Genomic DNA, 21,446 nt, shown 5'->3' with positions numbered 1-21,446 from the left:
CGTCAGCCTCCGACGATTCCCTGGACGACCTCCAGCAGGATGGGCGCGAGCACGGCCAGGCCGTAGCCGATCAGGGCGTTCTTCAACGCGCCCTTGGCCTTGTCGACCTGGGCCGGGTCGCCGCCGGCGGTGGCCCAGTACACGCCGGCCAGGACCAGGAACAGGGTGGCGACGGCGGCCAGGATGCCCATCACCCAGGTCTGCAGGTTGGCGATGACGGTGGGCAGGTCGTTGGCGGCCAGGACGACCGGGCCGCCCGGGTCGGCGTAGGCAGCGGCCGGCACGGCCAGCACCACCACGGCCGCCGCGGCGGGCGCGGCGATCCGGGCGGCATGGCGAAGCGCGCGGGTCGTCATCGGTGCGTGGGAGAGGGCGATGGTCAGGGCACGTGAACGTGCCAACAGCGGGCGGAACATGATGGCTGCACCTCCCGCCCCGGCTCGCGCCGGGGCGATTCGTCGAAACGGTGGGCGGAAAGCCGCCGCCGGGCTCGGGAAGACACGTCGGCCGGGAACCGTGGTGAACCTCGGGAGGAGCTCGTCCTCCCGTTCGGGTTGGCGATGATCGATGTGGTGTCAGCGCATCAACGTGGCGCGGCACCCGAGGCACCCGGTCCCGTGCCGACCCGGCCTCCCGGCCCGGCGGCGGGCGGAATCAACCTCCTGCGTGACGCCGTGGTGGCGTCGGAGGAGTTCCGCACCCTCAAACCGGCGTTTGTGAGCTGTGGCGAACACCTGCCGATCCCACAGCGCTCCGACACGACCTCACGAACCTCTGACAGCCCTGGTTAGCGGCTGTCCGACGATCGTGCCGCTGGTGGCGGACCTCGCCGTCGGCGTCGGCGCCGGGGTCTCACAGCCGCCGCCTCAACTCCTCGTGGGCGCCGCTGTCAGATCCGTGAGAGATCCGACGGGCCGCCCGAAAGTGAGTACGACGACCCTTCCCGCACCAGGGTGGGAGCCGGTCGAAGTGGTGGGGCGTGGTGGTTCGCCGTACGCGCTCGCGGGCCCGACCAGATGGTCGGGCCCGCGTCCGGAGAGCCTAGGGGATGGTCGGCGGTCAGGCGGCTGCCAGCGTCACCTGCGCCACAGGATGCCTTGCGCTGCCGCCGCGGGCGGCCCGGATGTGCTGCCGTCGCTCGGCCGCGGCGGTGAGGTCTTTCCGCGCCCGGGGTGAGGTCGCCTCGGTGAGCATCCCGGCGGCGAGCGCGTCGGCGATGCGGACGTCGATGCGCTCGACGCGCCGCCGCAGCGTGTCGACCTCCAAGCCGAGGCGGGCGGCGATGGGTTCGATGGCACGGTGGCCCAGCCGCACGTCAATGTAGGGCTGTTCGTCGCACTCGTCGACGATGCCCAACTCGACGGCCCGGCGTACGAGGAGGTCCGGGTGCCCGTAGGGCCGCTTCGGGGTGCGCGAGCCGGTGACGTGTTCGAGGTTGTCCACCGGCACGGCCTCGGCGCCGTCACGCTGGCGCAGCTCGTGGCCGGCCCGCCATGCCGCCATGCACAGCGCCGCGTACGGCGCCGGCTTGGCCAGGTCGACCCGGTCACGCAGGGCGCCCAGGAAGCCGGTGAGGATCTCAGCGTCCAGGTCGTGGGCGTCACCGGCCCAGCCGGTGTGCAGCCGGCCGGCGTAGCGGCGCAGCGCCGGCATCGCCAGGGCGACCGCGGCGATGACCCAGGCAGGACCGTCGAGACGGGCGCGGCGGACCAGCTCCCGCCACACGACGTCACGGGCCGTGTAGGCGCGGGGGTGCTCCAGCAGCCACTGCCGCAACGCCGGCAGGGCGATGACACCGCCGGGCAGACCGCTGTCGTCGCCGAGCTGATCGGCCAGCGGGTCGAGGTCCAGTGACAACGGGTCGGGGTCGCAGGTCAGGTCGGCGAACGCGGTGTCCACGGCGTCCAGCGGCGAGTCGGGCCAGTCCTTGGCGGACGCGGTCATGTCACGAACTCCCATGTCAGAGAGACGAATGTCGATGACGGCCGGAGGTGTACGGCCGGCGCGCCTGACCGCCATTGCGCCACCTCGGTCTCACTGGCCCCTGACAACGCAGGCCAGCAGGCATGAATCCTCGGCTCGACAGCACCAGCCGCCACCGGCCACCCGCTGACTGACGACCGACGCTGGCGCGCCTCACCGTTCTGACAAAGCCGCGTTGACCTGCGCGTTGACACGACAGGAGGCGAAGGGCGCGGGACAAGGCCGCGAGGGACACGACAGCGGCCGAGGGGTCTGACAACGGGGACCCAGCCGGTCTCACAGCGTCTAACAGCGCCCCGCGGGCGGCAGGGTGTCAGATCGCGACAGGCTGACACTGCAGCCGAATGTCATCGTCAACCCTGCGCGCCGCGGTGGCGCGCCGTCTGACGGCGTTCGTCCGGCGTGGGGAAGGTCTGACACGGCCGCCGTCTCCGATGACAATCCAGCACCGGTGTCCTCCGTGACGCCGCCGCCGTCAGGACAGACGCCGTCGCCGTCCGGGACATCGGACGGCGATCTGACAAGACCAGCCAACGCCCCTGTGTCATCGATGCAAGTCGCTGTCATGGTCGAGGTGGTCGTGACCGTGCGTGTCTGACAGCCGGGGTGGCCGATCGCTCTGACGATCTCACGACGCCGACCCCGGCCCGGTCGAGCCGGCGACAGCCGGATCATCCCGCGTTCCCGAGGCCAGCCGAGCGGACAGGAATCGGTTGTCAGACATTCGTGAGATCCCCGTGAGATCGCTAGGTGTTCGCCACAGCTCACAAACACCGGTTTGAGGGTGTCAGCGCACCACGGCGCGGCGCGGAGCCGACACCACATGAGCGAGCACACGCCGCAGCACCACAACCCGCAGCACGATCCCATCGTCGACACCGGCCTCCTGGCCGGGGGCGACCCGACACCGACCGACCTGGTCGCCGGCGACCCGCCGGTCCCGCTCACCGTCTGGCGCACCGCCCGCACCCCGGGCGACGCCGGCCGCAGCATCGGCACCCGGCTGGCCGACCGCCTCATCGCCGCCTACAGCCGCCCCGGCGAGGCGGTCGTCGACCTCACCACCGACCACGCCCTCACCTCCACCTGCGCGGCCGGGGCCCGCCGGCACCACCCAGCGTGGTTCACCGACGCGTCCAGCCTGATCATCGGCCCGGCCACTCCCGTCCCGCTCGCCAGCGGGATCACCGGCGACGCGGACGAGGAGGAGGACCTGCCGGAGATGGGCGCCTGGTTCGGGGACGACCTCACCGACCCGGACCTGCACCCACCGGCCGACACGGGCGCCGGCCTGCCGTCCGGCGGCTCCCTGCAGCAGGCAACCAGTCTCGTGGTCGCCTGCTGGCCCCTCGACCCCAACGCCGCTACCAACCGGGTCCGGTTGGCGTGGCTGCTGGCCGCCTGCGCCCAGCTGCTGCAGCCGGGCGGCTGCCTGATCCTCGTCGTCACCGTCCCGGCCGGCACCACCGCCGGCCCGGAGGACTTCTCCGGCGTGGTCCAAGCCGCCGCTGGCGTCGGACTGGGCTACCTGCAGCACCTTGTCGCGGTCACCGCCGACACCGACGGGGACGCGTTCGTCTACCACGTCACCGACGAGGAACTGCTCACCCTCACCACCGCCGTGAGCGACCGGTGGCGGGTGGCGCACCTGCGGGTCCACGCGGACCTGATGGTGTTCAGCCAGGCCCAGCGCCCGGCCCCGCGCCGGAACGGACGCGAGGGCGGTGGTCGCCGTGGCTAGGCACCGCGCACACACCCCCGAACCGTCCCACGAGCAGACCACGACCACTGCCGCCACGAGCCCCGACCCGATCGGACGCCACCGGGCTACTCCCGGCCCGGAGGGCCTGTCGGTGTGGGCGACCGCCCAGTCCACCGGCCCCGTCCAGCGCCGCGGCCGGTACGTCCGTGAGTCGGTGCAGCACCCCGCGCGGATGCTCCCCGCGATCGCCGCGCACGCCGTCACCGCCTACACCAAGCCCGGGGACCTGGTGCTGGACCCCATGTGTGGGATCGGCACCACCCTGGTCGAGGCGATCCACGCCGGCCGGGACGCGATCGGGGTGGAGTACGAGTCCCGCTGGTCCGACATCGCCGACGCCAACATCAAGCACGCCCACACCCAGGGAGCGACCGGCCGCGCCGGCGTCATCCGCGGCGACGCCACCCGGATCCTGTCGCTGGTGCCGGCGGCCCTGGCCGGGCAGGTCGCCCTCGTGGTGACGTCGCCGCCGTACGGGCCGACCGTGCACGGCCTCGTCCGGCCCGGCGCCGACGGGGTGGCCAAGTTCGACAACGCCTACAACGACGGCACCGACCGCGGGAACCTCGCCTACCGCGACCTCACCGGACTCGCCGACGGGTTCGCCCAGATCCTCGCCGGCTGCCACACCCTCCTCAAGCCTGGTGGGGTCGTCGTCGTGACCGCCCGACCGTGGCGCAAGCACGGCGAACTGGTCGACCTTCCGTCGGCTGTCATCGGTGCCGGCGTCCGCGCCGGCCTCACCCCTGTGGATCGGTGCGTGGCGCTGCTCGCCGCGGTCCGCGACGGCGGGCTCGTGGCCCGCCCGTCGTTCTTCCAACTCCAGGCCGTCCGCAAGGCGCGGGCCGCTGGCACCCCGATGCACCTGATCGCGCACGAGGACGTCCTCGTGTTCATCAAGAGCCAGACCGACTCGGGTTCAGGAAGCCTGGGGGACACCCTCGGGGGAGGGGTGGTCGCGTGAGTGCGCATGCCCACCGCCACCCGAGCCGCGCGGCGGGAGTGGACAGCTGCTGCCTTCTGCGGTTGGCCGCGCGCGGTAAGACTCCGACGCTAGACGCCGGGGAGGTGCGTGATTGACCATCGACCCGCACCGCGCATCGGATCGCTGTGCACCGGCTACGGCGGTCTCGACATGGCCGTCGAGCTGGTGCTCGGCGGCCAGCTCACCTGGTACGCCGAAACCGACCGGCACGCCCGCACCGTCTGTGCCCACCACTGGCCCGGCGTGCCCAACCTCGGTGACATCCGCGTCGTCGACTGGACCCGCGTTGGACCGGTCGACGTCCTCACGGCCGGGTTCCCGTGTCAGGACATCTCCAACGCCGGCAAGCGCGCTGGCATCACCGGAGAGCACTCCAGCCTGTGGAGTGCCGTTGCCGACGCCGTTCGCGTGCTTCGACCGCCGCTCGTGTTCGTGGAGAACGTCGCCGCGCTCCTGCGGCGAGGTTTCGACGTTGTCGAAGCCGACCTGGCCGCGATCGGGTACGACACGAGGTGGACGTGCCTACGGGCGTCCGACATCGGCGCCGCCCACCGCCGGGACAGGCTGTTCCTGTTGGCCGCGCCTGCCGGACGACTCGGAGGGGGTGCGGACGCTGCCGACACCGTGCGCCCGTGACGGCAAAGGCCCCGGCCACCAGCACGGGCTGCCCGACCTCATCGAACCGTCAGGCTCCACCCACGGCCTCCTATCCACCTCCACCGCGGGGCGCACCGCTCGTACCGGTGAGCAGGGGCATAAGCGGCAGGATGTCGCGCGTCTGCTGCCCACCCCCAGAGCGAGCGACACCGGGACGCCCGGGCGACGCGCGGGGGCCGGGTTCCGGCCCCCGCTGTCGCAGGTGCTGCTGCCCACCCCGCGGGCCACCGACGGCGAGAAAGGCTGCCCAGGGCAGCGCGGTTCGCACGGCGACCTGACCCTGCCGTCCGCGGCGGTGCGGGTCCCGGCCCGTACCCTGCCCACCCCGCGCGCGTCCGACGGGCGCGGTCCCGGGCGGCACGGCGACGGCGGTGCGGATCTGCGCACCACCATCGCCGGGCTCGGGCGGCCCGACGAGCAGCGGTGGGGCGGCTACGCCGACGCGGTCGCCCGCTGGGAGCGGCTGCTCGGCCGGCCCGCACCACACCCCACGCAGATCGGCCGGCACGGCAAACCCGTCCTCGCGCCGCCGTTCGTGGAGTGGCTCATGGGCCTCGACCCAGGCCATGTCACCGACGCCGACCTGGGGCTGCCGCGCACGCTCGCGCTGCGGGTCCTCGGCAACGGCGTCGTGCCCCAACAGGCCGCCGCCGCCCTGCGGCTGCTGCTGTGCCCACACACGTGGTAGCGGGAGAAGGTCCCTTGGCCTACCGACGTGGCCAGTGATGACGCGCCGGCTGAGGCCAGGGTGCCAGTGAGCTCCCGCTAACCGGCATCGGCGTGCTCCGTGCCTCCACGGCCTCGCTCCGCAGGCGGCACCGCCAGTCCGACGCGATGGCGGTGCCGCCTGCGGAGAGGCAGCCCTCGTCTGAAACCCAGGAACCCACCTACCGCTGCGGCTGGTGGTCCGAGAAATAGGAGTCATGCCCATGCGATCAGCACGACGAACCCGCAACCTCGCCCCCGCCGCCAACCCCCACAGCGACGTCGCAACTTGTACCTGGACCACCGAGCGGATCCTGGCGCTCGGGGCGACCACGGACCTCGCCACCGCCGCCGCAATCCTCGGCATCTCCCGCTCGGCGGCCTACAAGCTGGCCGCCCGCGACGCCTTCCCCGTGCCACTGTTCCGAGCCGGCGCGTACTACCGCGTGCCGACCGCCCCGATCCTGCGGAAACTGCACCTCGATTTCCCACCGCTACCGACATCTGGTGACACCGGCGGGGCGGGTGCCGACGAGGACGGCGGGTATTCGGGCGGGGCCAGGGACACCACGGGTTGCAGCCCTCCGCCGTGACCCCGCCGCGGGTAGGACGCCCAATGTGCGGCTCCGTATGTCGTGTCGGTGCAGCCGCCGACTACTGCTCGACGACGCCGGAGAGGAGCCGGACCAGGGCGCGACGCAACACCCGCTCGATGTCATCCACGACCGTTGACAGGTCATCTGTCGGCTGGCCGGTGAGGGTGCGCAGTTCCCGCCTGCTCGGGTCGTCGCCGTGCATCTCGTTGTTGCGGAGCCGGTATCCCAGACGCAGGAGGGCCTCGATCCGCTCGGGCGGCGCCTGCAGGACCGGGTCGTCCGCCAACAGCATGGTCGCTCCGGCAACGACCTTGTCCTGCTTCCAACGATCCGCTGGCAGGCCTGGCAGTTTGATGAACAGCACTTCGGCGCAGACGATCAGGTCGATGAGCCGGTCGGTTGGCACCCGGTCGGCCCCGGCCAGGACCAGCCGGCGCAGCGCGGTCTGCAGACCCCGGTTCTCCCGGACCGCGGGATGCGCGAGGAGGTCGTACACCTCGCGCACCGCCTCAACATGCTCTCGCCCAAGGATTGTCGGTCGCTCCTCGTCGAAGGTGGGCAGCGCCGACAGTGACGCCGTCGGCCCCAGTCCCTGGGGAAAGTCGTCGTCCGGTGGGCAGCGGATCGCCCGAGTCGCGGTGACGGACCCGCCGCACACCAGCCGAAGCGCAGCCACGAGACGGCTGGCTGGCTCGACCAGCGCGCCAGAATCCAGCGCCGTCGGTTGGGCGGGTACGTCCATGTCCGAGCACACCGGGTACGAGGTGCAGCGGGTCAGGGCCCACTGGTGGAACCGTGACGCGGTCACCGAGGTCGGGCCGCCCGCGAAGGCGATCGGCACCGCGAGGTAGCCGATCGCGGCGCTCACCTGCCGGTCGCTCATCGCTTGCAGCACCAGGCCGTCCGGCAACGTGACCGCCTCGATGCCCGCGGTGGGGGTGAAGGCGTTGAGCGGGACCACCTCGACCAGCCGCGCCCGCGTGGCCAGCAGACCGTCCTCCAGCCTGCTGTATGCGGCGTCGAAGGCGTCCTGGTCGAACCGGTAGCCCTCGACGGCGGCAACCATGGGTTCCAGGACGTGCTTAACCAGCGTCCACCCCAATTGCCGGAGCGTGAGGGCGAACTCCACCCCGACGAGGCAATCCACCCGCTCGCGCAGCACCTCATCAGCGGCCACGACGGCCCGCACCGCCTCCATTTCGGCGAAGGTGTCCAAGAACCGGTAGTCGGTGACCCGGCCCGGCATCTGCCAGACGTCGCGGCGGATCGCGACGAACGACTGCTGCCCGTGGCGGTGCCACTCGCCGAAGTCGGGAACGGTCGCGAACACCGGCACGCCGTCGCGAGCGGCCAAGTCGCCGAGCACCGCCGCCATCAACTGGCCCACTGCCGCGTGCAGCTGTGGGCGCCGCACCCGGCCCCTCGCCACGTCATCTGTCGCCACCATTGGCCGTCCTCCATGCCCGATCTCACATGCGAACCGGACAGGATCCCAGACTCCCCCAGCAGGGCGCATCTGACTTTCGCCGGTCACCGGCCCCAGCGCATGGACCACCCACCGGACCTGGAACCGCGACTTGATCGTGGCCGCCGGTCACGCGTGGATGTCGATCGACCAAACCGATGCCCCACCCCAGACGAACGGGAGCACCACCACCGATGCCAGACGGAAGCATCTTCAAGCGCTGCGGCTGCCGCCACCCCGACACGGGCAAGCCACTGGGAAACGACTGCCCGAAACTACGCCGCGCGAACCGCGCCTGGAGCTCCGACCACGGCCACTGGGCCTACCAGCTCGAACTACCACCCACCACCGACGGTGGGCGCCGGCAGCTACGCCGCTCCAGCTTTTCCACCCGCCGTGGCGCCGCCGACGAACTCGACCATGCCCGCGACCTGCTCGCCCTCGCCAACGGTGACCGGCGCCGCCGTACCGAGATCGCCGACCTGCTGCAAACCGCCGTACGCGCCAAACGTTCCCTGCCCGCGGTTGACCGCATTCGCCAGCGGATGCGCGGTGACGGTGCGCTGGCCGACATGCCCACCGTCGCGGAGTACCTCACCGGATGGCTGACCCACCTCACGATCGACGCGAACACGCAGCGCGGCTACGAATCGATCACACGGGTCCACCTGATCCCGCACCTGGGGGACATTCCGCTGGACAAGCTGCGCACCACCCACATCCGCGCCATGTTCGCGGCCATCGAGCGCCGCAACGACGAGATCGCCGCTGCGAAGGCAAGCACCGACCCAGCCATCCGCGCGTCCGTCTCCGGCGTGCGACCCACCGGTGGCACCACGCGCCAACGCATCCGCGCCTGTCTGCGTAAGGCGATCAACGACGCCCTCGCCGACGAACTCATCGTCGGCGCCAACCCCGCCGCCCTGGTCAAGGTCCCCGCCGACCGGCCCCTGCCGATCGTGTGGGAGGACGAACGCGTACGGCGGTGGAAGGCCACCGGCGAGGTCCCCGGACCGGTGATGGTGTGGACCGACTCCCAGGTCGTGCAGTTCCTGGACTACGCCGCCGTACACGCCCCCGACCTGCACCCGATGTGGCACTACATGGCCTACCGCGGGCCCCGCCGCGGTGAGGCGTGCGGCCTGCGCGACAGTGAGGTGCGGCTGCACCGGCGCGAGACCACCATCAACAACCAGATCGCCACCCACGGCTACACCGCCGTGCAGAAACCACCGAAGAGCAGGGCCGGGAACCGCGACGTCGCCCTCGACACCGACACGACCAAGGTCCTCACCGCATACAAGGCCCGCCGCGCCGCCTGGCAACTCGCCGCCGACGACGCATGGCCCGACACCGGCCTGTTCTTCGTCCGCCCCGACGGGCACCCCTGGCACCCCAACGCCGTCACCCAACGATTCCGCAAACTCGTCCGCAAGGCCGGGCTGCCCCCGATCCGGCTGCACGACCTGCGCCACAGCGCCGCCACCATCGCCCTCGACGCCGGCGTCGACATCAAGGTCGTCTCCGAGCAACTCGGCCACTCCACCACGACCCTGACCCGCGACACCTACCAGAGTGTCACCAAGCGGATGCACCAGGACGCCGCCGATGCCGTCGCCAACAAAATCAACCGGAAGCGCCGCAGTACCCGCCTCGCGGGATGAGACCGAGCACCGGCGGGCATCCGCAGTGGGCCAAGATCGTCCCGCGGGTGCTTCTCTCCTGGCTATCGCCCCTATGCCTGAGGCCCGAACGCTGGTGCAAGGTGCCGGCTGAGAGCGCCAAGGACATGTTCTCGGGCTGGATGAAGAACCAAGGTGCGGCTTCGCCAGGTAATCCGCGGCGAGGGTCACGCACACGGCCCGATAGCCTCCCGGCCCAGCCGGGGCGACCGGCCTCGGCCGCCCCCGCGCGTGCCAGGTTCAGCGGGGCTTGCGGGCAGTGGTGGAGGCGAACTGGTAGCCGCGTACCAGCACCGCCGGGTCGACCATCAGCTCGGCAAACCGGTCCAGCTCATCGTGGGACAGGTCCTCGGCGATGAGCCGGTCGCGTAGCTGGGTGGCGTTGTCGGCGTACAGGCGGCAGCCGGCGCTGCCCCCGGCGCAGGTCTCGGCGACCCAGCGGGTGTGGACCTGCTCGAAGCCGTTGGCGAGCAGGACCGACGGAACCTTGTCTCCCCAGTGCAGGTCGACCCCGCGGCCGGCGAGGACGTCGAGGATGGTGTGCACGACGCGGGTGATGAGTTCGTTGTCGCCGTCGGCGGGGGCGTGCGCGGATACGGGCGCGTAGACGATCTCTCCGAGGACGAGGTGCCCGCCGGGGCGCAGCGCGTTGATCATCTGGTGGAGCAGCAGGTGCCGGTTCGGTAGGTGTTCCAGGACGCAGCGGGCGGTGGCGATGTCGATGGTGCCGGGTTCGACCGGCAGCGGCTGGGTGCGCAGGTCGCGCTGGTAGACGTCGAGCACCCCGGTGGGATTGAGCATGCTGGTGTCGATGTCGACAGCGATGACCTTTCCGGTGCGGCCGACGAGTTCGCACAGGTGCTGGGCGATGGAGCCGGCGCCGGCGCCAACGTCGAGGGCGGTGTGCCCGGGGTTGACTCCCAGGCGGGTCAGGTCGTCGAGAGTGACCGGGTCGAGCATCTCCTGCAGGGGGTGGAGCTGGTGGGGGCTGTTGCGGAACTGGTAGCGCTGCGTGGGTGCGGTGGCCGTCATGGAGTGACTCCTTGGGGCGTCGTAGTGAGGCAGGGCAGGGGCGTTGTCAGCAGCCAGTGCTGTTGCAGCCGCGGGTACAGCGGTAAGGACGGCGTGGCTGCCCGGGGACGGGCGGCGGGTTCCCACCAGCGGCGGGTGGCGTGGCTGTGGGCGAGGTAGACGAGGTAGGTCTGCGCTCGCCAGCCGAAGGGACTCAGGTGGGCGGATTCGTAGGCGAGGACTTCCCCGGTGTCTGGGTGCAGGACGAGCAGGGCGCGTCGGTCGCCGCTGGTAGCGGCGACCGCGATGCCTGGGCGGCCGGAACGGTCGACCACGCGCGGGTAGTAGGTGAGCGGGCTCAGGCCGGCCAGCAGATCGAGGGTGGCGGCGCGGCCGTCCCGGCGAGGGCTGTACCAGGTCGACAGGTACGCCAGGTTCGCCAGCACCTCAGTGGAGTCGGCTGGTGAGGGCTCATTGATACGCAGGTCTTCCCGCAGCACGTCGGTGCGGGTGAAGGGGTCGATCAGCCCGACGCTGTAGAGGTCGCCGGGTTGCCACCAGTCGTGGGTGACCGGAACGACGCCGGTGGGGTGCTGGGTGGCGAGTTGGCCGCCGGAGCGGTCGTCGCCGCGCCAGCGGACCACCTCCCGTACCGCCGCCCCGGAACGGGCGGGGTTGTTCCACTGCCGGTAGTGCACGAGGTCATACCGGCCCGCGGCGGTGTCGCACGCGCTGACCCGCAGGCGTGCCGCCAGCGCCAGCAACGGAGCACGTGCCGGCTGCGGGTACGCCACCTGAGTTCCCTGGTGACCGGTGCTTCGATGCGTCGCTGCAAGCATGGGCTGCGGCGCCGCTGAGGTGGGACAGTGCACGGAACTGGGCTGGGCGGGGATCGGTGCTGGCGTCGTCACGGCGGGTATGGCGGTGGCGGCGAGCACTACCAGGGCCGCCATGGTCGCGGTGGGGGTCACCGGTGTGCCTGCCCACGGTTGGGCATAGCGGGTGAGACCAGGGCGAGGTGGTCGCGCAGCGCCTGCTCGGCCTGTCCGTCGCTGGTGGCGATGGGTCCGGTGAGGCGTCCGTCGGCGAGGACGTGGACGGTGTCACTAAGGGTGGCGGCGGCGCGGGCATGCGGCACGGCGGCGAGGATGGTGACGCCGTGGCGGGGCAGGTCCCGCAGCGCGTGGGTGACGTGTGCGGCCACGGTGGGGGCGAGTCCTTCGGTGGGTTCGTCGCACAGCAGCAGCCGGGGCGCGGTGCGTAGGGCGCGGGCGATGGTGAGCATCTGCTGCTCCCCGCCGGAGAGCTCGTGGCCGCGGTGGCGCAGCCGGGCCGCGAGGGCCGGGAACATCTCCAGCAGTTCGTCCACGGTCCAGGTGCGGCTGTTCAGGCGGCGGGTGGGAGGCCGGGTGACGGTGAGGTGTTCGGCGACGGTCAGCGACGGCCACAGCCGGCGTCCCTGCGGGGCGAGGGCGACCCCGGCGCGGGCGGCGCGGACGGGCGTCCAGCCGGTCACGTCGCGGCCGTCGAGCAGGACCCACCCGGTGGCGGGTCGCAGGTGCCCGGCGAGGGTGTGCAGCAGGGTGGTCTTCCCGGCGCCGTTGGGTCCGACCACGGTGTGCACGGCGACGGCCGCCAGATCGACGGTGATGTGGTGCAGGACGGGGGTGTCGGGGCGGTAGCCAGCGGTGAGGTCACCGATGCGCAGCATCGTCACCCCCGGTGCCGAGGTAGAGGGCGGTGATGGCAGGGTCGGCGCGCACGGTGTCGGTGGGGCCGTCGGTGTGGCGGCGGCCGTGGTGCAGGACGGTGGTCCAGTCGGCGAGGGCGGCGACGACGTCCATGTGGTGCTCGACGAGCACGACCGCCATCCAGCCGGGCAGACGGCCGAGAATGTCGAGCAGGCGGGTGGTGTCGGTGTCGGTGAGGCCGGCGGCGGGCTCATCGAGTAGCAGCACGCGGGGTTGCCCGGCCAGGGCGACGGCCAGGTCGAGCATGCGGCGGTGCCCGTGCGACAGCGCGGCGGCCGGGTAGTCGGCGTACCCGAGCAGGCCGACGAGGTCGAGGGCTTCCAGAGGCGTGCGTTCGGGTTGGTGGCGGTGGTGCCAGCCGCCCATGCGCACGCAGTCCAGCACGGTCAGGTTCGGGTAGACGCGGGGGTGTTGGAAGCTACGGCCGATGCCGGCGCGGGCCCGCCAGGCCGGGCCACGCCGGGTGACGACTTGTCCGTTGTAGGTGAGGGTGCCGGCCTGCGCGCGGGTGGTGCCGGCCAGGATGTTCAGCAGGGTGGACTTGCCGGCACCGTTGGGGCCGATGACGGCGTGGCGGTCGCCGGGGGCGACGGTGAACGTGTCCAGGTCGAGGACGGTCAGCTGTCCGTAGGCGTGGCGCAGGCCGGTCGCGACGAGGCCGTTGCCGTGGGCGCGGTCGATGTCACCCGGCTCGCGCTGCGACGGCACGCCGTCGGGGTCGATGCGGTGGACGGTCCTCACGGGGTGCTCCTGGTGACGGGCTGGGCCGGGCCGTCGGGCATGTGAAGAGCGGGACGGCGCCGACCGTGACGAGGAAGGGGCAGGCTGGCCAGTCGCGCGGGAAGAGCGGTCAGGCCGCCGGGCAGCAGGTACACCGCGGTGACGAACAGGACGCCGAGGAGCAGGGGCGCGTGACCGGGCAGCCAGGCACCCACGACGTCGCGCACGGCGAGGACCGCGATTGTGGCGACGGCGGCGCCGGGCAACGAGGTGGCGCCGCCGATGACCACGGCGAGCAGCGCGAGGGCGGCGGTGGTGAAGCCAACATCGGCTGGAGTGATCCACCGGTGGGTGTGGATGAGCAGGGCCCCGCCTATGCCGGCGAGCGCGCCCGCGCCGGTGTGCGCCGTCCACAGGTAGGCGGTGACCTGGTGGCCGCTGGCGCTCGCGCGGGCCTCGTTGCCGCGCACGGCCGCCAGCAGCGTCCGCCGGTCGTCGCCGAGCAGTGCCCTGGCGGCGGCGGTCGCGGCGATCGCCACGAGCGTGGCGTAGAGCAGCACCGTGCGGTCGGCCAGCAGCGGCGGCAGGCCGGGCAGCAGGCGGGGGGCGGGGATCCCGGCGAGCCCGTCGGTGCCGCCGCTGACCGTGCGCCACTGGGCGGCGGTGATCGCGGTCAGTTCCGCGACGGCGAGGCTGAGCATGAGGAACACCGTGGCGCGGTAGCGGACGAGCACCGCGCCGAGTACCCCGGCGGTCAGGGCTCCCGCTCCGGCCGCCGCCAGCAGGTGCAGCGGGGCGAGGTCGGTGCCGGCGAGGGCGAGCAGGGCGGTGGTGTAGGCGCCGGCCGCGTACGGGGCGACCTGGCCGAGGGTGGGCAGTCCCGCGTGGCCGGTGACCACCGCGACGCTGACCGCCAGCACCGCCAGCGGCAGCATCCGCGCGGCGGTGGCGTGCAGGTACGGATCCGGTGACATCGCCACCGCGCCCACCACGGCCGCTGCCAGGCCGAATGCCGACCACGGGTGCGCGCGTCGTGCCAGCGCGCGCACCACCGTCGCCGCCATGTCGTGTCGTGGACCGCTCACGCCGACGCCCCTGTGGGGAGGCTGGTCCGGCGGGCCAGCAGCACCACGGCCATGGCGCCGATAAGCAGGTACGGGGCGACTGCCGGGAACGACGTCACGCCGACGGTCTGCACGACGCCCACGGCGAGGGCGGCGGCGAGCGCGCCGGGCACGGAGCCGAGGCCACCGCAGACCACGATGATCAGCGACAGGAGCAGCGCGGTGTCGGCGGTGTGAGGGCCGACGCCGAGGATCGGAGTGGTCAACGCCCCGGCCAGGCCGGCGAGAGCCCCGGCAGCGACCAGGACTGCCGCGTCCACCAGACGGGGGTTCACCCCGATGCCGGCAACCATCGCCCGGTCGTCGACCGTGGCGCGGATCAGCCGTCCGGCGTGGGTGCGGTGCAGCACCACGTAGCCTCCCGCGACGACAGCGACAGCGACGCCCAGCACGGCGAGCCGGTCGACCGGATACCGGTGCCCGGCAACCCGGACGGTTGCCTCCAACACCTCAGGCAGGCGAGGTCGCAGAGTGTCGGAGCCGTAGGCGGTGGTGAGCAGGTCGGCACCGATGAGCGCGACACCGAAGGTGAGCAGCGCCTGGTCGAGGTGCCCCCGACCCCGCAGTGCGGCGGTCGCGGCGGCGAGCACCCCGCCGCCGGCGGCTCCCACACCGGCCGCCAGTGCGACCGCGGCGGCGAGGCTTGGCCAGGTCCCCGAGCTGGTGGCGGCGGCGACGTATCCGCCGGCGGCGATCAGGGTGCCGTGCGCGAGGTTGAGCACACCCCCGGCGCCGAACGCGACGGTCAACCCCGCGGCGGCAATGGCCAGGAGCAGCCCGTAGGCGACGCCGTCGACGGCGGGTATCAGGTAGGCGTCCACGTGCACCGCACCCCCTTCTCGTGGCGCTTGGTCCGGTCAGCTGGCGGGCAGGGTGGTGAGGTCCTGCACCAGGACGTTGGACAGCACCGGACCGTCGTTGCGGACCTCGCGCAGATACCAGCGCTGCACCGGGCGGTGCTCGGTGGGGTGGAACTGCCAGTCCCCGCGCGGGGAGACGACCCGCCCGACCTGCCCGATCGCGGCGTTGAGCTTCTCCCCGGTCACCTCGCCGTTCACGGCGGTCAGCGCCCGGTCGAGGACGGCGGCGGCGTCGTAGGAGGCCATCGCGAAGGTCGTCGGCTGGCCCGGGTGGCCGGCGGCGGACCAGGCGGCGACGAAGTCTTGGTTGGCCTGGTTGGCGAGGGTGGGGCTGTAGTTGAGGACGTTGCGGATGCCGGTGGCCGCCGGTCCTTGCGCGGTGAGCACGGATCCTTCGGTCAGGAAGCCGGCGGCGTAGAGCGGGACGTCGGCAAGGTCGGACTGGGCGTATTGCTTGACGAACGCCACCGCCGCGGCCCCGGCGTAGAAGGTGTAGACGGCCTTCGGTTTGGTCTCGGCGGCCTTGTTCAGGTACGGCAGGAAGTTCTCCGTCGCCGGGAACGGCGTGAACAGGGTCTTGCCGTCGGGGTTGGCGAGTTTCCCGCCGAGGCGGGTGAAGGTGTCGGTGAAGCCCCGCAGTTCGTCGTAGCCGCCCTGGTAGTCCGGGCCGATCGCGTACACCTGACCGTCGCCGACCTGCGCCTTGACGTACTCGGCGATGGCGATGCCCGGCTCGTCTGAGTTGTAGGAGGTGTGCCAGGTGTAGGCCAGGTCGCGCGGCTTGCCGCCGACGGGCGCGAACGCCGGCCGGGCGTTCGCGCCGAGCAGGGGGATCTTCCGCTGCGTGGTGAGGGTCTGCACCTTGTCGACCGTCGCGCCGCCGACCAGCCCGGTCAGGGCTACCACCTGGTCGCGTTCGAGGAGCTTCTGCGCGGCGGGGACGGCCGTGGCGGGGCCGTCGCCCTCGTCGGCCACGACCAGGTCGACCTTCCGGCCGCCGAGTTTGCCGTCGTGGGTGTCGAGGTAGAGGCGGAAGCCGCGCTGCATGTCCTCGCCGACGGTGGCGTAGGTACCCGACAGTGAGACCAGCAGCCCCACACGGACCGAGCCGGAGTCGGTGGGGGTGGTGCTGCACGCGGCGCCGGTCAGCAGGAGACCCACAGCGGTTAGGGCGGCGAGCCGACGTCGCAAGTGTGGTCGGGGATCAGACATCGAAGATGCTCCTTTGTCAGGGGTGAGGGGTGGGTTCTGCGGGTGCTCAGGGCTGCGCGACCGCCGAGCGGGGCGTGGTCTGGGTGATGACGTGCTCGATGAGGGCGATGAGCAGCCGGCGGACGCTGTCGCGGTCGCGGGCGTCGATGTCGACGATCGGCACGTCCGCGGCCAGGGCGAGGGCTTCACGGATGGCCGATGTGGGGTAGGAGCGGGCGCCGGGGAACTGGTTGACCGCGACGACGTAGGGCAGCCGGACGTGGTCGACGTAGTCGAGGTGCCGGAATGAGTCCTGCAGGCGGCGGGTGTCGACCAGGACCACGGAGCCGGCGGCGCCCCGGACGATGGCGTCCCACATGAACCAGAAGCGGTGCTGGCCCGGGGTGCCGTAGACGTAGACGGTGACGCCGTCGACGTCGAGGCGGCCGAAGTCCATCGCCACCGTGGTGGTGGTCTTGGCCGGCATGAGGGTCGTGTCGTCGTCGGCGTTGCCGGCGGACATGCGGGCCTCGGTGGTGACCGGTGCGATGTCGGAGACCGCGCCGACGAGGGTGGTCTTCCCGACGCCGAACGGCCCGGTGAGCACGATCTTCAGGCTCGGCGGCCCACCGGCGGGTCGGCGGACGGTGAGGGCGGGTGCGGTCATCGCCGGCCGGCCGCCGCAGTGGTGAGTGTGCCGGCGAAGGCGGGGGTGAGCTGGTCGCCGACCTGCTCGGCGAAACGGCCGAGTTCCTCGGTGACGAACGCGAGGTCGGCGTCGCGGCTGGCCAGGGTCAGCAGCGACGCGCCGGTGCTCACCGCCACCAGAATCAGGAACCCGTGCGCCAGCTCGGTCAGGTTGCCCCGCACCCCGCCCGCGGACAGGTCACGGGCGGCGCCGTTGAGCAGGCTGTTCATTCCGGCCGCCACCGCGGCGAGGCGCTCGGCGGCGTCCCGGTTGAGCCCGTCGGTCCAGGCCAGCAGCAGCCCGTCGGCCGACACGGCCACGGCCTGGCTGATCCCGGGCACGCGGGCGACGAGGTTGGTGTTCAGCAGGTAACTCAGATCGCTCATGACTGGCCCTTCGACTGGGGAAAGCGGCGGTCGAGGCCGCGCTGGTAGGCCCCCGCCGTACGGGCCAGGCCACCCATTGAGCGGACCGGCGCGTCGGCAGCGGGCAGGGGCGGGGGTGTGAACGCGGACATGGGCTGCCGCTTCGGCAGGCCGTTGGCCGTGGTGGCGTCCTGTCCGGGCAGCCCGCGCGCAGGGGTGGAGGGCATGTGCACCGTGGCTCCCTCGACGAACCACGCCGGAGCCGGCAGGTGTCGGGCCGTCTCGTCGTAGGCCGGCGTCGACTCCGACTCAGGCGCCCGGCGGGGCACCGGAATCACCGGCAGCGCCTGGGTACGGCCGTCCGTCACGCTGAGGCTGGACGACCGGCGTCGGGCGGGCAGCGCGGCCGAGCCGCCGCGCCGGGCCGGTACCGCCGTGGGCGCGGGCAGGGTAAGGGTGGACGCGGGCGTGCCGCCGGGAGCACGCCGGCCGGCGATCGGGCCGGCCCGCAGCGCGGCCGGCTCAGGAATGCTGATCAGGAGCTTGTCGGCGGGGATCTCGACTTCCGCGACCGTGCCGTGCGGCTGTCCCGGCAGCAGCCGCACGCGCAACCCGTGCGCCGCGGCCAGCAGCGCGACGGTGGCCAGGCCTTGGCGCCGGATGTGCTCCACCTCGATCATCGGCGCGGGCTCGGCCAGCTCGGCGTTGAGCCGAGCCAGCAGGTCCGGCTTGATGCCGGGCCCGGCATCGGTGACCTGGATGATCGCCCGGTTGCCCAGAAGATGCCCGGTGACCACTGCGTCGCCGGGGCTGTAGCGAGTCGCGTTGTCCAGCAGCGACGCCAACAGGTGCACCAGGTCGTCGATCATCGGTGGCGGCACCAGCACCCGCTCGTCGATCACCCCGAGCCGCACCCGCCGGTACTCCTGGATCCGGCCCTGCGCCGCCTGCGCCACCGTCACCAACTCCGCCGGCTGCGGGTGCACCGCTCCCAACGACCGTCCCGACAGCACCAACAGGCTCTGCGTGGCGTGCAGCAACTGTGCGGCGAGACTGTCCACCGCGAAGAACGTCGCCAGGGTCGCGGCGTCCTTCTCGTCTCGCTCGGCCATGTCCAACTCGCGCAGCAGCCGGTGCGTCATCCCCTGACACCGCCGCCCCACCGCCTCCACCGCACCGGCGGCCACCCGCCGCTGCCGTGCCAGATCCGTCGAGATTCGGTACGTGTTCAACGCCAGCGTGTCGAACGCGGCGGCCACCTCGTCCACCTCGTCCCGCGCCGATCCGGGTGCCAGCGCGGAAGGCGGCGGCGGAACCGACGCCGGGTCGGCAGGATCCGCCGCGTCAACGCGGCGGACCAGGTCCGGCAGGTCCCGCTCCGCGACCCGGGTCACCGCGTCACGGACCCGCCGCAGCCGCCGCGCCAACGCCCGACCCTGCCGCCACGCCAGCGCCGCGGCAGCCATGGTCAGCGCCACGGCGACCGCCGACAGCACACCCGTGGTCACCCACTGCTGTCGGCGTTGCCGCCCCACCTCGGCGGCGATATCCGCGTCGACGCGGGTCTGCACCTCGTGCAGACGGTCGCGCCGCTCATTACTGGCCGCAGCCCACCGGGACGCGTTCACTCGCAACCGCTGACCTACCTGAGTGCGAGCGACCTCGTCGTCGAGGCGCTGCGCCGCGAGGACCTGCGGGCCGGACAGCGCCTGGTCCAGCCACGACCGCCACCGCGTCGGCGACCGCTGCGACACCGCCAGCAATGCCTCGTCATGCCCGGCACGGGTCGCGGCCAGCTCCCGCTGCACCGCCTGCGACACCACGGCGCCGTTGTTCGCGACAACAGCTGCCTGTTGGATACCCGCGTACTGCCCGGCCTGCGACAACGCCGCCGCCACCCGCAACTGGTCAGCCACCGCACCGTCCGCACCGCCGACCTGACCCACGGTCTCCCGCACCGCCAGCCCCTGCGCGAGCACCGCCCGATACCGCACCAGCACCGCCGTCAGCGACGCCGACCGCGCCTTGACCTGCTCCCGAAACCCCGGAAGCAACCGCAGCTGCTCGTCGAACGGCCCGACCAGCCGACTGACCGAAGCCGAGGCATCGAGCTCGCTGCGGCGCTGCCGGTAGGCGTCCACCGCCCGGTCGGATGCCGCGACCTGCTCGAGATAACCGTTGAGGCCACCCGCCGAATCACCGACCAGCCCGCCGGCGACCTGCCGCTCCCGGTCGAGTTCGTGCAGCACCTCACCCACCGCGGCTGACACCGCCACCAGCGACTGCAGGCGGTCGGCACTGCGCGCCTGACGGCTCGTCGACGCCACACCCCACGAGGCGAAGACCAGAGTCGCCGCCAACGGGATCAGCAGTAGGAGCGCAAGCCTCCGAGCAACAGGCACAACAGTCCTTCCCACAATCCGGCGAATTGGCGCGGTCGTCCGCGCTGCGGTCTGCGATGGGCCGGGATACGGCACACGCGTCCACGGCGACGAGAGTGACTAAAGGCGAAGACCGTCGATGTCGGTAAGGCTCGCCGTCCACGTCTGACAATCCGCCGACAATCCGCCCTTTCCCGATGGTGGCTACCACGCCTGGCGCGGGCGGCGCGCATTGCCTACTGACGCCTTGCATCGCGGCTTGCGGCCATCGGGGCCGCCCAATGGTCTGGACGATCAATGTCGGAGCTTTGTCAGAGGTCAAAGCAATGGGTTATCGACATCCGTGCACCCGGCCGTTAATGGGGGCATCACCGTGAGCGCAGCGGCGCGGACAGCGGTGACGGGCGATCCGGCCGCCGGCTGGTTTCGCCTGCCTGCGCCCAACGCTCCCGTAGGAGGGATGTGCCATGGCCCCACGAACCATGCCCGAACCCGCTGTGGTCGGTCGCCGAGCCGCCGAGATCCTCGACCTGATCAGGCAGCACCCGTCGTCCGAGCGGCTACGCAGCTCGTCGATGAAGTACTCCAGCTGCTGGGCGACCTTCACCGGGTACCCGGCGATCAGCCAGTGGTCCCTGGACCGGGACGCGGGCCCGTTGCTGACCGAGGCGATGCGGGTCCTGGCGCTCAAGGCCGCGGTGTTCGAGCTCTCCGGCGGCGACGAGGAAGCCGCGGAGCTGCTGGTGCCGGCGCCGGTCGACGAGATGATCCACGCCGTGCTGGCCCAGTTCACCCTGATGTCCCGGATGCAGCGCGACCTCGGGGTCACGTTCCCGCACGCCACGGAGTTGGAGGAGTTCACCTACACCCGCGGCTGCCTGACCGACGCGTACTACGCCGCCGCCGGCTGGGGGCCGCAGCCGCTGCGGTACTGGCTGGACTCCGTCGAGGTGACCCGCCGGCTGCACCAGCTCAACGCCCACTACCAGGCTGCGGGCCTGGGGCGCGACGGACGCAGCCACGACTTCGCCTTCGACCAGCCGGACCCGGCGACCGCGCCCGTCGTGGTCAGCGGTTAGCCAGCTCCACCGACAGCACCCGCCGCATGGCCGCCACCACCTGCTTCGAGTCGAATCTCTCGCCGGCGAGGCGCTCGGCGCGGGCGACGGCACCGAAGATCTGCTCCGACGGGGCGTCGCGCAGCACGGCGACGAGCCAGCCTTCCAGATCCACCAGGTCGGCAGGAAGCACCAGGGATGCAGGCGTCGGCGCCGGTCGTGAGGTCTGGTCGGGGACAGGCTCACCGCGTGAGGCGTATCGGCCCGGTGGCAGTCCGACCCGGTACGGGTGCACACACACCGCGACACCTTCGGCGGTGACCCGCCATCCGATAGCCGGGTTGTAGGCGAACTCGGGTCCGGGCCGGTCGACCACGTCGAACTGGCCCGGCCCGAGCTGCTGGGCGGGACACACGACGCACGTTTGCTCACACCACTGCGGTAGCGGCCCGGACATGGCGC

Annotated in this window: 21 protein-coding genes; 7 read left to right on the top strand and 14 right to left on the bottom strand. The window is 72.2% G+C overall.

The features are described 5' to 3' along the window. Positions 1-2 precede the first annotated feature (2 nt). On the bottom strand, positions 3-356 hold the full coding sequence (locus AB0O48_RS03810) for a pilin (protein ID WP_357950961.1): 354 nt from the start codon (positions 354-356) through the stop codon (positions 3-5). A gap of 703 nt (positions 357-1,059) precedes the next feature. Further along, on the bottom strand, positions 1,060-1,944 hold the full coding sequence (locus AB0O48_RS03805; protein ID WP_365062729.1) for a hypothetical protein: 885 nt from the start codon (positions 1,942-1,944) through the stop codon (positions 1,060-1,062). Positions 1,945-2,806: 862 nt separating this feature from the next. On the opposite strand from AB0O48_RS03805, the gene AB0O48_RS03800 reads away from it, so the two are divergent. The 5 genes from AB0O48_RS03800 (at position 2,807) to AB0O48_RS03780 (ending at position 6,685) form a co-directional block, all read left to right on the top strand. Next, positions 2,807-3,724 (top strand): hypothetical protein, encoded by a 918-nt coding sequence (locus AB0O48_RS03800; RefSeq protein WP_365062727.1) that lies wholly within the window; start codon positions 2,807-2,809, stop codon positions 3,722-3,724. A gap of 70 nt (positions 3,725-3,794) precedes the next feature. Further along, positions 3,795-4,709, top strand: a complete 915-nt coding sequence (locus AB0O48_RS03795; RefSeq protein WP_355517540.1) for a DNA methyltransferase — start codon at positions 3,795-3,797, stop codon at positions 4,707-4,709. Positions 4,710-4,817: 108 nt separating this feature from the next. Next, complete coding sequence (locus AB0O48_RS03790) at positions 4,818-5,366, top strand: DNA cytosine methyltransferase (protein ID WP_365062725.1); 549 nt, start codon at positions 4,818-4,820, stop codon at positions 5,364-5,366. 223 nt (positions 5,367-5,589) lie between these two features. Then, positions 5,590-6,075, top strand: coding sequence for a hypothetical protein (locus tag AB0O48_RS03785; RefSeq protein WP_365062723.1), 486 nt, complete (start codon positions 5,590-5,592; stop codon positions 6,073-6,075). Positions 6,076-6,316: 241 nt separating this feature from the next. Next, positions 6,317-6,685 (top strand): DNA-binding protein, encoded by a 369-nt coding sequence (locus AB0O48_RS03780; protein ID WP_365062721.1) that lies wholly within the window; start codon positions 6,317-6,319, stop codon positions 6,683-6,685. Positions 6,686-6,746: 61 nt separating this feature from the next. Here the strand turns inward: AB0O48_RS03780 and AB0O48_RS03775 are convergent, their stop codons facing one another. Next, the gene (locus tag AB0O48_RS03775) at positions 6,747-8,135 is read right to left on the bottom strand and encodes a hypothetical protein (protein ID WP_365062719.1); all 1,389 of its coding nucleotides are present in this window, start codon (positions 8,133-8,135) and stop codon (positions 6,747-6,749) included. Positions 8,136-8,347: 212 nt separating this feature from the next. On the opposite strand from AB0O48_RS03775, the gene AB0O48_RS03770 reads away from it, so the two are divergent. Next, on the top strand, positions 8,348-9,817 hold the full coding sequence (locus AB0O48_RS03770; RefSeq protein ID WP_365062717.1) for a tyrosine-type recombinase/integrase: 1,470 nt from the start codon (positions 8,348-8,350) through the stop codon (positions 9,815-9,817). Between the two features lie 258 nt (positions 9,818-10,075). On the opposite strand, the gene AB0O48_RS03765 is transcribed toward AB0O48_RS03770, so the two are convergent. The 10 genes from AB0O48_RS03765 to AB0O48_RS03720 all read right to left on the bottom strand — a co-directional run bounded on the left by AB0O48_RS03765 (position 10,076) and on the right by AB0O48_RS03720 (position 19,947). Next, positions 10,076-10,867, bottom strand: a complete 792-nt coding sequence (locus AB0O48_RS03765) for a methyltransferase domain-containing protein (RefSeq protein WP_365062715.1) — start codon at positions 10,865-10,867, stop codon at positions 10,076-10,078. Then, positions 10,864-11,640 carry a hypothetical protein gene (locus AB0O48_RS03760; RefSeq protein ID WP_365062713.1) on the bottom strand — a complete coding sequence of 259 codons (777 nt, stop codon included), beginning with the start codon at positions 11,638-11,640 and terminating at the stop codon, positions 10,864-10,866. Before AB0O48_RS03760 ends, AB0O48_RS03765 begins: the two co-directional genes overlap by 4 nt. Before the next feature lie 173 nt (positions 11,641-11,813). Beyond that, entirely contained in the window at positions 11,814-12,557 is a 744-nt protein-coding gene (locus tag AB0O48_RS03755) for an ATP-binding cassette domain-containing protein (RefSeq protein ID WP_365062711.1), read from the bottom strand. Beyond that, a complete protein-coding gene (locus tag AB0O48_RS03750) occupies positions 12,541-13,338 on the bottom strand; it encodes an ATP-binding cassette domain-containing protein (protein ID WP_365062708.1) in 798 nt (265 codons plus the stop codon). The genes AB0O48_RS03755 and AB0O48_RS03750 overlap by 17 nt, the downstream gene beginning before the upstream one ends. Next, entirely contained in the window at positions 13,335-14,402 is a 1,068-nt protein-coding gene (locus AB0O48_RS03745) for a branched-chain amino acid ABC transporter permease (protein WP_365062706.1), read from the bottom strand. The genes AB0O48_RS03750 and AB0O48_RS03745 overlap by 4 nt, the downstream gene beginning before the upstream one ends. Then, positions 14,399-15,268 carry a branched-chain amino acid ABC transporter permease gene (locus AB0O48_RS03740; RefSeq protein WP_365062704.1) on the bottom strand — a complete coding sequence of 290 codons (870 nt, stop codon included), beginning with the start codon at positions 15,266-15,268 and terminating at the stop codon, positions 14,399-14,401. Before AB0O48_RS03740 ends, AB0O48_RS03745 begins: the two co-directional genes overlap by 4 nt. 30 nt (positions 15,269-15,298) lie before the next feature. Further along, on the bottom strand, positions 15,299-16,513 hold the full coding sequence (locus tag AB0O48_RS03735; protein ID WP_365062702.1) for an ABC transporter substrate-binding protein: 1,215 nt from the start codon (positions 16,511-16,513) through the stop codon (positions 15,299-15,301). 46 nt (positions 16,514-16,559) lie between these two features. Next, positions 16,560-17,159: an ATP/GTP-binding protein gene (locus AB0O48_RS03730; RefSeq protein ID WP_365062700.1), complete on the bottom strand. Its 600-nt coding sequence runs from the start codon at positions 17,157-17,159 to the stop codon at positions 16,560-16,562. Next, on the bottom strand, positions 17,156-17,566 hold the full coding sequence (locus tag AB0O48_RS03725; protein WP_365062698.1) for a roadblock/LC7 domain-containing protein: 411 nt from the start codon (positions 17,564-17,566) through the stop codon (positions 17,156-17,158). Before AB0O48_RS03725 ends, AB0O48_RS03730 begins: the two co-directional genes overlap by 4 nt. After that, positions 17,563-19,947 carry a nitrate- and nitrite sensing domain-containing protein gene (locus tag AB0O48_RS03720; RefSeq protein WP_365062696.1) on the bottom strand — a complete coding sequence of 795 codons (2,385 nt, stop codon included), beginning with the start codon at positions 19,945-19,947 and terminating at the stop codon, positions 17,563-17,565. The genes AB0O48_RS03725 and AB0O48_RS03720 overlap by 4 nt, the downstream gene beginning before the upstream one ends. Positions 19,948-20,393: 446 nt before the next feature. Between AB0O48_RS03720 and AB0O48_RS03715 the strand changes: the two genes are divergently transcribed. Next, entirely contained in the window at positions 20,394-21,005 is a 612-nt protein-coding gene (locus AB0O48_RS03715; protein WP_365062694.1) for a hypothetical protein, read from the top strand. Here the strand turns inward: AB0O48_RS03715 and AB0O48_RS03710 are convergent. Further along, positions 20,995-21,441, bottom strand: coding sequence for a hypothetical protein (locus tag AB0O48_RS03710; protein WP_365062692.1), 447 nt, complete (start codon positions 21,439-21,441; stop codon positions 20,995-20,997). The two genes, AB0O48_RS03715 and AB0O48_RS03710, sit on opposite strands and share 11 nt — an antisense overlap. Between the last annotated feature and the right edge of the window lie 5 nt (positions 21,442-21,446).

This window comes from Micromonospora sp. NPDC085948 (assembly GCF_040686315.1).
Taxonomy (GTDB): domain Bacteria; phylum Actinomycetota; class Actinomycetes; order Mycobacteriales; family Micromonosporaceae; genus Micromonospora.
This window is presented reverse-complemented; position numbering and strand designations above follow the sequence as displayed.